The sequence below is a fragment of the Verrucomicrobium sp. BvORR106 genome, assembly GCF_000739655.1.
Lineage (GTDB): Bacteria > Verrucomicrobiota > Verrucomicrobiia > Verrucomicrobiales > Verrucomicrobiaceae > Verrucomicrobium.
In genome coordinates, this window is the sequence record NZ_BATR01000075.1 from 43,434 (window position 1) to 58,531 (window position 15,098).

The window sequence follows — 15,098 nt, forward strand, 5'->3', positions numbered from 1 at the left end:
AGTTTCTTTGAAAAGGCACCTGTGCCTGCGACTATCATCGCAAGGGGGCTCAGTGCTCCCTGAAGAGCTTGGGCGCATCAGGCAGCTTTGCCAGGTTCAGCTCCAGTTGCGTCTCGCCATTGTCTGCCTCCACGCCCACGGTGAAGGCGCCATAGGCATGGAGGACGGCTTCCACCCTGTAGACTTCCCCTTTTGCGTCATCGACCTCGACCACCTCCTTGTCGGGTTCGAACGACGGGTGCAGGTGAAAATTGACCCTGCCTTTCAGCGGATCCTTGTTGGTGCTGGACACCACCAGTTTAATCTCGAACCAGTACTTGGAGATGGCGGAGACGGTGGCCGTCAGGCGGCGTCCGTTTGCCATGGCGCGTCCGCCCCACCGGCCCCGCTGGGGATCATCCGGGTCAATAGGCTGGGAGGCTAGCTTCAGTTGCCTGGCTGACCTTGTAAAGGGTTGAAGGCCCTGCACCAGTCCCTCCAGATCGGATTTGAACGTCTTCTGTGAGATGGTGCGGCCCCGTACCTCCCGGAGGGGCTTGGGGAGGTCGCTCCACTCCGTGGTGTCATGCATGATCACGGGCACCAGCGCCTTGCCCGCGCTGCGGGCTATCTCCAGCTCACGTGCCGTGTTGGCAGATTCCAGCCAGGCCGGACCGACGAAGAACAGAACGCAGGTGGCGGCCTCCAGCTCCCGATCCAGCCAGAGGTCCCAGCGCTCTGCCAGGGGGATCTTGCCATCCCACACAATGCTTTCCTCACCCAGCGCCATCTCCAGGAATCCCGCAATCTTGCGCATCGTCTTTTCTTCGACGTCTCGCTGGCAGTAGCTGAGATAGAACTTTGGCGGCCGGGTTACCGTCCGGTTCTCGGAGAAAGTGGCGTAGCGCGCACGGAGGTTGTGCTGCTCCCGGGATGACAGTGATGGGAGCTTTTTGATCTGGCCCTCCGTGATCGCCTGCGTCAAGTTCAGCATCGCTGCCAGCAGGCTGGAGCGCAGCTCTGGGCGATCCGCCACCGTGGCCAGTATTTCCTCGTACGCGTAAAAGGGCACGTAGGGGATCTCCACCTGCGCCCAGTAGGATTCCCGCATCTTTCGCATCACGGTGCGCTGGAGGAAGGGGGCAAACGTCTCCCGCGCCATGGTGCGGGCGGCCTCCAGTCTCTCCTTCTCATTCTCATCCACCCGTGTAGCCACCGGCCAGACGCGCAGGGTGGATTCCCCCGTGCCCTTGCGCCTTTGCTCCACGGCGGACTGTGCCGCCGCCGCCGCTCCCATGATGCTCTGGCGGTTGAGGGTGAAGAAGACCACCAGCTCTCCCGGCATCTGCACTGTGCAGATGCCGGCGGTGTCACTCAAGCCCGTGCGACTGTCGATGAGGATGTAGTCATAGTCCTCCAGGAGCTGCTTCTTCACGGCCTCCAGGAACACCCCACCGCCGAGTTTCTGGTAAAAGTCCGTCCAGTCAAAGGAACCCACCCGGATGCCGTAGGAGGGTCCCTGGCGACCGGCGGGCACGAAGTCGATCGTGCCAGGGGAGGGGAATTCGTGATCCAGGGAGACTGCACATCGGAGCAGGTCGGTGTAGTCCTCGTACCACAGGGATTCAGTTTCCTCCTCCTGGCCCTCGCTTTGCCGTTGTTTGCGCTTCTGCATCCGTGCCGCCTCGGCGAATTCGCAGAAGAAGTCGATGAGGCCGTCACTACGCAGCAGCTCAGGATCTTGCAGGAAGGGGCGGAAGTAGCGGTGCAGACCCGGAGCCTCCAAGTCCCAGTCTATCACCAGCACCCGCTTGCGGTTGCTCGCCAGGATCCAGGCCACATTGGCCAGCGCCATGGAGCGGCCCGTCCCGCCTTTGTATGAATAGAACGTAAAGATGCGGTCGCGTTCAGGAATCTCCACAGCAGGCGGGGGCTGAACTAGCAGCCCCATCTTCGGGGCGACCTTTTTCGCCTTGCGGGCGGGCGCTTTTTTCCGTGTAGGCATGGCTGGGGGAGGCTTAGGCAGACGTTGTCACCGAGCCCGTCAGGCTGGCCTTGGTGGCAGTGGTGATGCCGCGGCTGGCAGCTGCATTGGCCAAGGCTTCGTTTTGCACGGTCGCGCCCGCATCACCGTTGATCAGGCTGAGCCGCACGCGAGTTACAATCTTTTCCACTTCTACGGTGACATTGCCAGGCAGCGTGGAAGAGACGTGCTGGAGCTTGGCGGCAGCATGGAAGTTCCCTTCAGGCAGTCCTGCCAGCCAGTCCGCCACGGAGCGGGGCGTCTGCCCTGGTGCGGTCTTGCCGTCCACCAGGAGCAGGGCTAGTGGAGCCCCCTGGGGAAGCCCGTGCAGCTGCGCCAGTGCACCGCCCGGCGGGGTGTTTGCGTCTGCAATCACCAGCAGGATCTGGCGTTCGTTTTGTAGGACAGAGATCTGTGAGCCCAGTAGTGCACTCGGATTGAAGCCATGCAGGGAGACTCGCATCAGGGCCGCAGATGCCGCCACCTCCTGGCAGATGGGGCGCCCCACGCCGGAAGGCAGCCACGCCTCACCACCGGGTACTGCAAACCAGGTGTGAATATCGTACGGGCGGGGCTGGTCCATGAAGGCATTCGCCACGGTCGCAAAGTCCACCTTGATGGTCGGCAGCTTGGACCGGGATGACAGTGCGGTACGGATGTTAGTCACCAACGCCTCGACAAAGCTCTTGAACGCATCACGATATTTGCTGAGGTCGGCAAGCTGCCGCAGGCCTCCCTTGTACCCTCTAGGGGAGTCGAAGGTGACGGCTTGAAACTTGCTCAGCTTGTCGGGCAGGGGCCGGAATGGATCGCGCTCCCACCATACAGGAAAGACAAAGGTCGCTTGCCCTGCCCTGCCGGGGTTGCTGGACTCCCACTGCGTATGGCGCTGGTGAAACACCTCCAGCTCCTGCCCGCACCAGGGGCTGTTGAGGTAGGTGGGAGACACCAGGCATACCAGCAGCTCTGCCTCGCCCGCCTCATCGGCCAGCGCCTGCGTCCAGACATTGCCGGGTCTGATGCCTCTGAAATCAAAGAACACTAGTTTTTCAATTTCCTCAGCCTCATAGGCACCCACTTTCGTGCGCAGCACTTCATGGAACAGTTTCATGAACTTCTCCATCTGCGTAGAGCGGTCCAGCACAGCGTAGCTAGTGAATACTCGGTGGGGCATGGCAACGGTACGAAAAGGGAAGGAGGCTCGTCCTGCGCGATCTCAGGAATGAGATAGCATTAGCCGGTGCATGGTGGCAATATTTTTACCACGAAGCGCAAAAAGTTTTTGTAGTTGTAAGCGTAAACCGAAAAGCCTGATGGGGTGGCGTCACTGAGACAAATTCTTTCTCTTTCACAGGTTGTGGATGTTCTGCGGAGGAGTATAGTTTTTGCATCCCACCATGGCAGGAAGAAACCTATTTCACGAATCCCAGCCTGGAATAAAGATGGCTGGAGCTTCTGGCCCGTGTGTTTTTATTGCCCACAGGAAGAAGGATCGTGATAAGGCGGTTGAGGTGGGTAGAATAATCAAAACGGCCGACATCGACATCTACTTGGATGAGGATGATAAACCGTTGCAAGTCGCGGATGCGGTCAAAGATCATCAGAAAGTGGTCGAGTACATAGAGGCTGGACTGAGTAAAAGTACTCATTTTCTTGGGGTTATCACGGACAATACCGTGGGCTCATGGTGGGTTCCGTTTGAGTTTGGAATGGCCAAGAATGTGGGACTGGCGTGCGCACACTTGATTACCAAGGAGGTGAAGGAGCTGCCTTCCTTCATCCAGGTTTCCAGAATTCTGTGCAACGATGGATTGGTGGTGGCATGGGTAGAATCGCTTAGGCCGTTCTTGAAAGAGGCGACGACAGGCAAATTGAATCAGGTCCTTACTGAACTGGCGGTGACGCTTTTGCCATTTCTTCCTCAGAGTCGTCCTCTCAGTGATCTCAAATTTGTCGACTAACCAATTCGTCCCTAAGCCTCTTTAGCCCGGCTCGCCTTCTCCAGGATCATTCGCAGCCTCGGGTCCGCCACCGCCCCATCCGCTCCCGCGTGCGCTCGTGCAGCATCTGCCGCCTCCTGAAGCCGGGCGTTCGCTTCCTCCTCCCGCCCCTGGGCGCGCAGCAGTTCGGAGAGGTTATAGAGGTCAACAGCAATGGCAGGGTGGGAGTCGCCCAGCGTGGCCTGGTCCGCGGTGATGGCCGCACGGTACAGGTGCCCGGCCCGGCGGAGGCGGCCCATCTGCCAGTAGATCTGCGCCAGATTGCCCAACCTCGTGCCGAGCCGATGATGGCGGTGCCCCAGGGCCTTGCGGTCAATTGCCATGGCACGGCGCATTGCGAGCCGGGCCGTGCCCTTGTCGCCATCCTCCTGAAAGACGCGGCTGATGTTGTTCCACGTGGTGGCCAGGTCGGGATGCTCCGGGCCAAGAGTGTCCGTCTGAAGCTGTAGAGCGCGGGAGTTAAGCCGGAGCGCCTCCGCCAGGTTGCCCTGCTCCCGGGCCACCAGGGCGAGATTGAGGCACGTGGCCGCGATGCGCAGGTGGTCTCCACCGCGCAGCGCCTCATCCAGTTGGAGGGCCTTGCGAAGATGCTCCTCCGCCTCCTCCAGGCGGTGCAGATCCAGCAGCACCAGGCCCAGGTTCGCATGGCCATCCGCCACCTCGCTGTGAGCTTGGCTGTAGGTCTCCTCATCGTTGCCCAGGGATTCCCTCAGCAGACTTTCTGCGGAGGCGAGGTCTCCACGCATCCGCAGCAGCAGGGCCAGATTGTTCAAGTCTCGCCCCACGGCCGGATGCTTAAGGCCGAACACGGCCTGGTCCGCCTGCAGCGCCGCGCGAAAGCACGCCTCTGCTTCCTCGAACCGTCCCAGCTCCTGCAGCGACAGGCCCAGATTGCTCCGCATGATGGACGCCTCCGGGTGATTCGGGCCTCTATTGGGGTGAGCTTCGATGATGGCCAGCGCCTCCCCGTAGGCAGTGATTGCTTCCTCGTACCTGCCCATGCGCCACAGCAGCACCCCCTGGTTGCTGCGGGTGGAGCCGGGCTGGGGGTCGAGATTGCCCGCGGGCGGAAGCTGGTCTTCGAGTTCGCGAACCAGGGTCAGGTGGTGCTGTGCTTCAACGTACTTGTGCCTGTCCACATAGAGGGCGGCAAGATTGTTGTGCAGCGTGGCGGCAAGGCTGAGACTGGTGGCGTCGATTCCCGTAACCATCGACAAAGCACGCTGGTAGTGAGCTAAAGCGATATCGGGAGCATCCAGCCGCTCTGCCACCGTGCCCAGGTTGGACTCCAGCGAGGCTATTTGCTCATGGAGAGGTGGGCTGCTCCGGTCGTAGAGTCTTAGTGCCCGCTGCATGCAGGCTTGCGCCTCCAGGTAGGCGGCCTTCCGCATGAGCAGTACGCCGAGCTGACTAAGCAGCCAGGCGGTGGGGCGGGGGATGTCCAGAAGCTCGGCCCAATGGGCCAGGGCGAGGATGTGAGGGCGCAGAGGCTCCCACACTGGCCAGGCGCGAGGTTCGTGAGGATTGCCGGTGGCAAAGCCACCCACGGCCTCAAGGCAGTCCGTGATGAAGGGATGTCGGTCCCCTGGCTCAGGCAGGTGGTGACGGGTGACTTCTTGCACCAGGAGGTGGACTTGAACCATGTCTTCTCCCGTGATGCGCAGCAGGGAGTAGTGCCGCAGTTCAGTCACGGCCAGTGTGGGAGCGGTGTGCCCCACATTCAAGCGGTCAGCCAGAATCCTGGTCATGGTCTCACCGATGAAGATGCGACGGGGGGCTGGGTCCGGTGCGAACCAGCAGAGCATCTTCAAGAGTGATCTGGCTCCCTCGCTCAGTTTCTCGAAGCTGGTCGCCCAGGTGGTCATGACGCTCCGGGGATAGCGCATGAGGTCTTCGTTGAACCACTTTTGCACCAGGCCGTCCTGCCGCCGCCAGAGTTCGAGGTATTCGTGGAATGTCAGGCCCTGGACGTTGATGTAGGCGCCGGCCTGTTCCAGAGCCAGGGGGAGGGTGCCCAGTACCTGTGCCAGGGTTGAGGCATTCGGTTCATCCTGACCGGGTTCATGTTTGCGGGTGCTGCATTTTTCCAACAGAAAGGCGGTGGCGGCCTCCAGGGCCAGGGGGTGGAGCTCCAGTGCCTGTACGCCCTCCTCCCAGCCTGCCAGTCGGCTAGTGATGATCACATGGCCCTGGCTCAGGCGAGGCAGCAGGGCGCGTACGGCGGTTGCAGCCTCTTCACTGTCCACGTTGTCCAGGATGAGCAACCACCCCGGCTCGCGCTCCAGCCAGTGCACCACGGCTTCGCGCTGGCGTGCTTCGTCCCACTCCGAGGGCGGACTGAGAGCCAGCGCCCGTGGATGTGCTAGCTGGCTCAGTCCAGCATCCAGGCTGGAGGGAGTGTCCGCTGTGACGAAGAGCACCGCCTGGTATTCGTCTCCATGGGCCAGGGCGTACTCCACTGCCAGGCGCGTCTTGCCGATGCCACCGAGCCCGTAAAGGGTATGGCTGCCCACGAGGGCGGTCAAATTGCCCTGAGTGTGCAGATGAGAATGCAGGGACTCCATCGCGGAGTCGCGCCCTTTGAAAAGGGGGCCCAGCGTGCCGTAGGGCAGTGCCACGACCTTGCGGGGCCGCTGGGGGACTTGGGTGGGGAAGTCGATTCTTTGTATCAACTCCTCGAACTGAGCCAGGTCTGCGAAGCCATGATGCAGCGCGTCCACCTTGGCCCCTGCGACTTCCATACGGTGCCGGGCCTGTAGACGTTGGCGGTCTTCAGACTCCGGGAGGAGGTGGGCGCCTCCAGCCTCAAACGCTGGCGCGGTCACAAAGACATAGCGGGCCTTGGACAACTGCCGAGCGAACTCCCACTCGATCTGTGCATAGGAGTGCCGGGGCACCCCTGGGGGAAGGTTTGTGGGTTCGCTCCCGTACCTCGTGCCGACAATGAAAAGCACGGCGTCGCTGATCTGGATGAATTCCCAAAGATGGCGGTTGATCGCCACATAGTCCAGGGTGGCAAATTCCTCTTCGACGATGACCTCCACCCCTCTCTCTTTCAGGATGCGGGCGGCTGTTGTCCTGCAGTGATGCAGGTCAGCCGTAGTGGAGCTGATGAAAAGGCGAAATGGGCGGGTGGGCATGGGGGGGCAGTGATGTCTGCAACGGAGATCTGTGCAATGTCATGTATGTCGCGCTGCCTAATGGTAGTTCGAGTGAAGCTGACGGACACTTGCAATGTGTCGGTTCAACCTCTCGGTTTGTAATGTCGGGCCAGCCATTTGCACAGTCCATCCAGCCCGGGCATCAATACACGCTCGGTGATGTTTGACTGGTCGAGTTTGTCCCGGACTTCCCACTTCAACCCCGAAGGAATCACTATCTTGACTGCATCCACTTTGCCAGCCACTTGTGGACGGGCCAACCATTCATTCATTGTTAGAGTTGGGTCGCTCATCACCGAAAAGTAGGCGAATTGGTTGACTATCCTGTCGTCGATTGATGGGGGCTCAAAGAAGATGACGGCGTCATCCTGAGGTTTGTGCAGCCTGTCCAGCTCCTCAGTGGTTTTGAGGGTGTCGTAAAGCGTGTCTACGGTAAAAATCTTTGCTCCAAGAGAGTCCAGTGCGGCGGTGAGATGGCTCATTAGAAGGGCGTGGACGTCCGCGAAGTTCACCTTCCAGATGGATCCGTCCAAGTGGAATTTCGAAAGGTCGGCTGTGGCAAAATGAAGGGCCACCATCGGCGAGTAGGTCCAGTCGAGAAGCCGGGTTGGCAGCCCATGGTGTTGAGCCACGCTCAACCAATGCCAGTCTGTATCGCGCTCCACCAGATCCCGGTGACCATACTTTTTGAACTGTTTGAGCAAATTCTTTTCCATGTTTTCATATGGCTCCCCCAGTCTTGAAAGGCTGTTGTTGAGCTGAAACGAAGCATCGTCGAGCCCGCGATATGCAAAGGTGGAGCGCCATCGCTTGATTTCGCGGTTCCAGGTCTGGTCAAAAAGTAGATCCTGGAGTTCAGACCAGCTTTCGACGGCTACTGTTTTGATGCCCTTGGATGCCATGCCCATAGAAAGGGATGATGAAACTGCATGACACGGTGTGTCAAACGAACGTTGGAGGGTTGTTGCTTCAGCGGTCGGTGGCGTTGTGCTGGAGAGTTCGCATATCGTGTCTTTGGAATCTGCTAAGACTCAGGCCGTTGAAGGTGGATGCAGGTTCCGGAACCGGCCGAGTGGGGTGGAATCTGTTCTTGGTTATGTTGCGGCATGCACTAGAAAGTGCCGGCTTGAAAGCTGTGGAGAAAATTTGCTTGATGGAATCATGGAACTCTTGAGGTTGTCGGATGACGGGGTCGCAGGAATGGTGCCCTGGTCACTGACTCCAATGAAAACTCCTCTCACTGTGATCGTGGTCAGGCAGGGTGCCTCCGGGAGCACCGAGCTCTACACTCAGGCTTTGCGCCGGGCCTTTCTAGGACTGGATGCAGCGGAGGCTCTAGAGGCACCAGACTACGAATGGATGCATCCTCTTGATTTCAGAGTGTTCACGCAAGCAAGGTCAGAGGCTCCGCTGGACAGTTCTCTCTTGGAGCCGGATGCCGAACGCAAGTCTCCGATCTGGCGGGATTCTTCGGCGGTGTTGGTGATTGTGCTGTTGTCTGAAGCGACCTCGCAAGCAGAAGATCTCCTGAGACGATGGGTAAACTTTTCCCAACAGCAGGAGATCACAGACATGAGTGTGCTGGGCATCTCTGTGAGCAGTGCCCAAGCCCCCCAAATTCGTCAGAATCCGATGCCATCACCAGTGATGCTCCTCGGCCTGGACGATCTGGGGGAACGCGATTTGAGGCAGGACATGCTTTGCCTCTATGCTCTGGACCAAGCAGTTTGGCTTCTGAACCGAAGGCAGCTGGCCAAATCGCCAGGCAGCGGGGGGCAGCCTCGAATTTTTTTCAGTCACGCAAAGCGTGATGGAGTGCCTCTGGCCTATTCCCTTAGGGGATGGATGAATGGCCTGTTGAAGAGGTTTCGGTACTTCTATGACACGGATCATCTGGACCTGAAGGGAGACTTGAGCGCTCAATTGCAGGATGCGGTAGCCGGGTCTGGCTCCATTATAGTAGTGCTGCGAACGGAGGCGTTCGATTCTCGGTATTGGTGTCAGAAGGAGGTCTACTGGGCGGAGCATCACGGCGTGCCGGTGCTCACGGTGGATGCGCGCTGGAACATTCGCCACAGTCCAGCCGTAATCGGCTTTGATGGCACGCCTTCGGTGCGTGTACCCGACGGCAGCCTCACTCGCATCCTGCTGGCGGCCTACCGGGAGGCACTGCGTGTCTATTTGCTGCGTGAGCGGGTTCGGGAGACAGCGCTGGCAAGTCAGGATTCAGCATCAAGGCGGACGGTGGTGAGCTTTGACGACTGCTCCGTTCTTTCCCGATACCCAACCTTGATCTCTTTGGAGGCTGCTACGAAGCCGAATCCGGCACCCTGCTATCTTGTCTACCCCAATCCAACCATGCCCGACGAGTTGGAAGTATCAGCGCGCCGGGTGGCGGAAAGCTTGGTAAAAGGAATCAACCTCGTCTCACTGGATCAGTTCCGCGTCCTCTGCCTCGGCTAAAATCTTGAAGCTGCCCCTATGAGCACTGACAACCGCCTCCTCGCCGGTAGATGCATCGGCATTTCCATTTCTGAAAGTGAAGATCTCCCCGCGATTGGGCTGGATGCGCGGGCAGTCAATGATTTTACTGTGGATATTTGTCGGCGCCTCATCGCCCTGGGTGCGTGCGTGGTTTTGGGGCACGACTGGCGGGCTGGCGGAATCATGGAGTCGGTGACTAAGTTTGCACTGGCTTATCGGGGCGAACATGGGAAGCCCAGTCATCCGTTGATTCAAAACGTTTTGGCAGCTCCGGATATGCCGGGGCTCTCCGAAGATGAGAGAAAGGAACTGCAGTCTTATGTCGTCACCAGATCGGTGACATGGGCACCAGAGATTCGAACAGAGAACTCTGAGTCCGAGATCTCCCAGTATTCGAAATCTTTTCATCCGGGGTCAGAGTCTCGGGCGGCAAATTTGTTCGCCATGAGGTATGAACTGGCCAAGCGCTGTGACATACGGCTTGTCATTGGAGGGCGCATTTTGGGGCATCAGGGCAAAGTGCCGGGCTTGATTGAAGAGGCCTGGCTCACAATGGAGTCTGGCAAGCCTGTGTTGTGTTCCACTGGGCTGGGAGGGGTGGCGGAGCGTATCGTCGATCCTTCCCGGAACGAGGAATTACCTTGGGTGTCTCACGCCATGGACATGTTTCGAAAACTCGATCGCTTTCGCGGCCGTTCTGGTCGGGATGCTCTGTGTATTCCTTCCAATTCTCTGTCTACAGGTGCACTTATTGCTCAAATGGTGAAGGTGCTGCGGTTTCGTGAAGACGCATCACTTGGCGATATGCCATCTTTTCTCACAGAAGAGTGATCGAGCGCAGTGTCCAAGGGTGTTGAAAGGCAAAAGACAGGTCGCGCTGTATTGCCTGGAAATATGGGAGCTGTGGCGACGAGTCTAGCTGGTGAAGTACTCCCGGTGGCGGCTGTAGCCGGATTTGCCGAAGTAGCGCTGCCACCAGGTGTCGGTGTCGTCCAGGTACCAGGGCTCAAGGGCGGCGTCGGCGGGGCGGCTGCCGATCCAGTCCCGGAAGGCGTTGTGCTCCCAGAGGCGCATGAATTCTCCGAGATAGATATCGGCCACGCGCTTGTTGCCGCGGATGATGAGCATGTTCTCGTCGTTCTTGTTGGTGGAGGCGGCGCTGAAGTTGGCGGAGCCGGTGACGACGATGGGAGACTCACCGAGGGGATCGATGAGCATGAACTTGGTGTGGACGTATTCCACATGGGTGTTGAGCCCGGTGAGTTTCTCCGCGAACCAGCCACCGAGGTCCTGGCGGCGGATGTGATTGCCGACGGCGAAGCGGTTGACGGCCATCTTGCGCATGGCGAGCATGCGGGCCTCCTCGGCGGGGCGTTTCTCCTTGCGTACGCCGGGGCCCAGTAGCTTCTCGAAGAGGGCGTAGCGGATGCCGGAGGGGCCGTGGGTGAAGGCTTCGTCGAACACGGCATTCATGCCAAAGGCGAAGGTCATGAACACGGCATGCTTGGCGGCGGCGGCGAGGTCGGCGTAGAAGGTCAGCGCATCCAGGGTGGACTGGGGGCTGAAGACGGTCGTCATGCCCTGCTCGGGTGGGGGGCGGAGGGGGCGGGGTAGTTCTCAGTGAGATAGGGGGCCAGTACGGCCTTTTCTGGATTCTTAGAGAGTTGCTCCCAGTAGTCGAGATAGGCTGCGGCAATATCGCTGTTTTCCACGGTGTGGACAACGTTGGACTGCCCGTACACGCCACCGAGAGAGAAGTTGGTGGAGCCCAGCAGCACGGCGACGGCCTTTCCTTTCTTCAAAAGGACGATGAACTTGTTATGCGAGAGGGCGGCAGGCTTGGGGACGCGCTCTTTGCAGAGTCCTTTGATCTTTGCGCGGACGGCTTCAGCCCGGTTCTCTTCACGAGGGAACTCCTTGCCGGCGTCGAAGAGGATTTTGACATCTGCACCCAGGTCACGAGCCTTGTCCAGCGCATCTGACACGGAGGGGAGGCGGAATTCATAAGCGCCCACCCGGATGCCCCAGGTGTCACCCTGCGCACGGCCGATGAAGTCGATGATGGCCTCATGAGCGCCGCGCGAGAGCCAGCCCCATACGGGGTGGGCCATGTTGTCTTCCGGGGGCCTTAGTTTGCCAAACCTGCGGGAGTACTCCTGGGAGGCGGTGGCTCCGCGATTGAAGTAGATGCCGTGTTCCTCGCCCTCCGTGGACTCTGCGTGCAGCGTGACCGAGACTTCGGCATGGGGGATGAGGTTCTGGGGATCTCCCTTGAGGGCGACCACCTTGTAGGTGTACTTGTGCCCGGCCTTGGCGGTGTAGTCTGACCACCAGAAGTCCTGAATGGGCTGCAGGCGGGTGGAGTGCTTCATGCCTGGGGCGAGGCCGGGGTCAGTCGCCCTGAAGACCTTCATACCCTGAAGCCAGCCTGCTTCCTGGTCGGTGTGATCTGTGCGGTGGATGGCAAAGCCTTTGAGCCCGGGGCAGTCTGCTTCTCCCAGGGTAAAGGTAAGAAGGACGACGTAGGTGCCCGCCACCGCGTGCACGGTGAGTCCATCATGAGTGGCTTTCTTGCGCATGGGTGGTGAGAAGTTAAGAGTTAAGAGTTAAGAGGTGGGCCTAGAAGGTGATGGTCCAGCCGACATGGCGGGCCTGTTCGCGGGTATAGGAAACACCGTGGATCTTCCGTCCGTCTGCATCCAGCAGGGTGATGAGGCCGCCTTTGTTGGAGAGGGCCATGGGGGAGCGCACGGGGGCCACGAAGACGCCGCCTGCGGGGAGTTTCCCGGACAGTGGAGTTTTCTCCTTGTTCTTGTCTGCGAGAGCCCAGCCGCTGAGGTCGATTTCTGCGGTGCTGCGATTGATCAGAGTCACGGTCTCCTTCTCGGGAGACTCGATGGTGTTGACCAGGGCACCGACGATGCGGACGAGCCCGTCGGGCACATCGGTGGTGGGGAGATCGCCGTCGGTCGGGAAAGGCGGGCGGGGATCTGTGCCGGGCTGACCGGGAGCGGAGCCCTCCAGAGGTTCACCCGTCTGGTCGTTGGTGTGCCAGGCCTGGCTCTGGAAGGCGGTGAACACGGCGACCCACTGCTGCTGCTCGGGGAAGTGCACGATGATGCCGCCGTCGTTGTAGGGCCCGTTGGCATCGGCAAAGTCGCCTTCCGGGTCATTCCCCTGGTTCATGTGAATCTCATGGATCCCGCGATTGGGGCGGAAGCCAAAGTATGGGTCAGGACGGTTGTCGGGCCTCCAGCTGGAGCCAAAGGCGTAGATCACGGCCGTTTCATCTGAGAGAGCCCGCTGAATGATGCCATCAAACTTTTCATTCAAGTCATTGTCTGGACCCGGCACATCATGAGGGAGGGGCACCATGGCCATGGGGTCAAAGAGATTGCCCCGGATGAAGTCCAGGGCGCCGCTGGCTGGGGTGTGCTCGAGTGGGTGAAATCCATCCCCGGGCAAGGTGGTGAGGATCTCTGTGACCGGATGCTGGAAGTGCTCGTCAACGATGAACAGGAGTTCGGAAGGGCTCTGGCGGCTTTTGACATTGATGGCCAGACGGTAGTCATCGTTGCCAGCGACGGCGCGGATCTGGTAGTGCGGGTTCTGCCCAGCGCCGAGGCGGCGGTCAACGGGGCGGGCTTTGAGGACACCGTAGTTGGGTACAGGCATGGGAAGAGGAGGGCGAGGTGGTTTGAGGCCGGGCGTGATTCAATCACCGGCTGCAGGGTGGGAGTGCGGAGCTGATGGGTTGAATAACCCGGCACAAGTGAAAGTTTGGCGACAAAGTTGCGAATGCAAGGCCTGAAAAGTGAATAAATCAATCTGATCGAAGGATGAAGATCATGAGCTGGGTTGACTCCCGCCTCCTCCCTTGCCCTTGGTCGCGGTGTCCAGGTCTTGCACGGCGGAGCTGAACTCGGTCGCCCATTCATTGGTCTCTGCGGTAACCAGGTCCTGAAGTTTTTTGATCGCTTCATTGGCGAGTTTCAGATAGGGCAACGATGGGGCTTCCGGTGTGGAGGCATTGGGTGTTGGGGGCGTGAGCTTGAGCGTTTCCCAGTCAAAACAGAACTGCGACATGACACGCTCCATCTGTTGCATGGTGCGCATGTAGCGGATCCAGCCTTTGGTGAAGCCGTAGAGCCGGTCAAACATGACGATGAAGCCCGACAGGGCGAGCAGAACGGTGGACCACAGGGGGCTGATCTTCGGTGTCACCTTCAACTCGGAGACGATGGGAACCAATCCTGAGCAGCCCACCCCAAGGAGGGCCAGCACCCGGAGGAAGAGGCTGAAGTCTCTTTTGGCCGCCTTCCGGTTTCCGTACCAGTCCCTCGTACTCTGGTAGGTGGTAGTCACATAGTTGTGCAATTCCCGCTGGGAGCCCTCCCGGCTGGCTGCGTCCCACCTCAGTTCAGAAAATCCAGTCGCCGGGATGTTCCCCATAGAGTTTCTGGGATAGTTCGTTGAGTCCTGCATGGTCAGGCATGCTTGAGGTCGTGATCTTGCTAAGGTAGCTACGCGAGGGTGTCGGCCATTGCTGGACGGATACATGGTGGCATGGAGTATAAGTTGCGCTATAGAGTTGCAAATAGCAACGTCAAGTTGGCATTTGGAAAGATGCCGATGCGATTGACCAGTCGTGTGCCGTGCACTACCGTCGTGCAGAAGCTCGGCGCATTATGGAGTACTTTCTGGAGTCCCAGTTGAAGCAGCTCGCCACGGAGCAGACTCGCATTCTTGTTGAAGAGTCTGCGGTGGTTTATCTCGACCGTCGCGCTGATAACCTGGAACAGGAGACGCCGCAGGAGGATGTCTTCATGGAGGCAGTTTCTTTGCCGGAGGGGGAGGTGCGGCCTTCTGCCGGGTCTGGGGGCCCGTCATCGTCATCGCCGCGGCATTTGTTCGATATCTTTCTCTCCTACAGTTCCCCAGACGCGGTGGCGGTGGTGGGTTTGTACCATTGGCTGGTGGCCCGGCGCTATCGTGTCTATCTGGATCGCTTTGACCGGTTGCTTAACCCGGCCGTGGTGACGCGGGCCACGGCCACGATCATCCGGCGTCGCATCGTGCAATCCCGGAGCTTGTTCGTGGCGACGTCCCCGCATGCACTGACTTCTGACTGGGTGCCCTGGGAGATGGGCTTTGCCGATGGCTTAATGAATAAGGCTGCGGTATTGTTCATTGCGCCGCGCCCGAATGTGACGTTCAACCGGCAGTCGTACTTTGAGTTGTATCCGGAGGTGGGGCCAGGTCCGGCGGGAGCGGCCAAGGGGCAGGATCTGATCTTGACGGACCCGCAGGCGGTGCCGCCGTGGAGCGCCACCTGGGACACGTGGCTGAGGATGCCGCGGAGGTACTGAGGTGAGGGATGTCAAATTCGGTTTATTGTGAAGAATGGTCAATGGGTGCAAAGAGAAAAAAGAAGTTGCACTGCCGATATTG

The 15,098-nt window shown here is 59.4% G+C and carries 12 protein-coding genes; 4 read left to right on the forward strand and 8 right to left on the reverse strand.

What is annotated here, in order from left to right; translation table 11 throughout:
* Window positions 1-49: 49 nt before the first annotated feature.
* A complete protein-coding gene (locus BV106_RS11125; RefSeq protein WP_038164472.1) occupies window positions 50-1,984 on the reverse strand; it encodes a pYEATS domain-containing protein in 1,935 nt (644 codons plus the stop codon).
* 13 nt (window positions 1,985-1,997) lie between these two features.
* The gene (locus BV106_RS11130) at window positions 1,998-3,176 is read right to left on the reverse strand and encodes a toll/interleukin-1 receptor domain-containing protein (protein ID WP_081891662.1); all 1,179 of its coding nucleotides are present in this window, start codon (window positions 3,174-3,176) and stop codon (window positions 1,998-2,000) included.
* Between the two features lie 223 nt (window positions 3,177-3,399).
* On the opposite strand from BV106_RS11130, the gene BV106_RS11135 reads away from it, so the two are divergent.
* Window positions 3,400-3,963, forward strand: a complete 564-nt coding sequence (locus BV106_RS11135; RefSeq protein ID WP_265595550.1) for a toll/interleukin-1 receptor domain-containing protein — start codon at window positions 3,400-3,402, stop codon at window positions 3,961-3,963.
* Window positions 3,964-3,974: 11 nt separating this feature from the next.
* On the opposite strand, the gene BV106_RS11140 is transcribed toward BV106_RS11135, so the two are convergent.
* Both BV106_RS11140 and BV106_RS11145 read right to left on the reverse strand, forming a co-directional pair.
* Entirely contained in the window at window positions 3,975-7,142 is a 3,168-nt protein-coding gene (locus tag BV106_RS11140) for a tetratricopeptide repeat protein (protein WP_038164479.1), read from the reverse strand.
* Between the two features lie 104 nt (window positions 7,143-7,246).
* On the reverse strand, window positions 7,247-8,071 hold the full coding sequence (locus tag BV106_RS11145) for an FRG domain-containing protein (RefSeq protein ID WP_265595551.1): 825 nt from the start codon (window positions 8,069-8,071) through the stop codon (window positions 7,247-7,249).
* 316 nt (window positions 8,072-8,387) lie between these two features.
* Here BV106_RS11145 and BV106_RS11150 point away from each other — a divergent pair, with 316 nt between their 5' ends.
* Together BV106_RS11150 and BV106_RS11155 are read left to right on the forward strand one after the other, a co-directional pair.
* Entirely contained in the window at window positions 8,388-9,626 is a 1,239-nt protein-coding gene (locus BV106_RS11150; protein WP_265595552.1) for a hypothetical protein, read from the forward strand.
* Between the two features lie 18 nt (window positions 9,627-9,644).
* On the forward strand, window positions 9,645-10,478 hold the full coding sequence (locus tag BV106_RS11155) for a hypothetical protein (RefSeq protein ID WP_038164482.1): 834 nt from the start codon (window positions 9,645-9,647) through the stop codon (window positions 10,476-10,478).
* Window positions 10,479-10,562: 84 nt separating this feature from the next.
* Here the strand turns inward: BV106_RS11155 and BV106_RS37240 are convergent, their stop codons facing one another.
* The 4 genes from BV106_RS37240 to BV106_RS11170 all read right to left on the reverse strand — a co-directional run bounded on the left by BV106_RS37240 (window position 10,563) and on the right by BV106_RS11170 (window position 14,132).
* Complete coding sequence (locus tag BV106_RS37240) at window positions 10,563-11,225, reverse strand: phospholipase D-like domain-containing protein (protein ID WP_051945643.1); 663 nt, start codon at window positions 11,223-11,225, stop codon at window positions 10,563-10,565.
* Entirely contained in the window at window positions 11,222-12,226 is a 1,005-nt protein-coding gene (locus BV106_RS37245) for a phospholipase D-like domain-containing protein (RefSeq protein ID WP_051945645.1), read from the reverse strand. The genes BV106_RS37240 and BV106_RS37245 overlap by 4 nt, the downstream gene beginning before the upstream one ends.
* Window positions 12,227-12,266: 40 nt before the next feature.
* Window positions 12,267-13,322, reverse strand: a complete 1,056-nt coding sequence (locus BV106_RS11165; RefSeq protein WP_038164485.1) for a DUF2278 family protein — start codon at window positions 13,320-13,322, stop codon at window positions 12,267-12,269.
* Window positions 13,323-13,493: 171 nt separating this feature from the next.
* Window positions 13,494-14,132 carry an SLATT domain-containing protein gene (locus tag BV106_RS11170; protein ID WP_265595553.1) on the reverse strand — a complete coding sequence of 213 codons (639 nt, stop codon included), beginning with the start codon at window positions 14,130-14,132 and terminating at the stop codon, window positions 13,494-13,496.
* Window positions 14,133-14,302: 170 nt separating this feature from the next.
* Between BV106_RS11170 and BV106_RS35430 the strand changes: the two genes are divergently transcribed.
* Entirely contained in the window at window positions 14,303-15,016 is a 714-nt protein-coding gene (locus BV106_RS35430; RefSeq protein WP_051945647.1) for a toll/interleukin-1 receptor domain-containing protein, read from the forward strand.
* The last annotated feature ends 82 nt before the right edge of the window (window positions 15,017-15,098 follow it).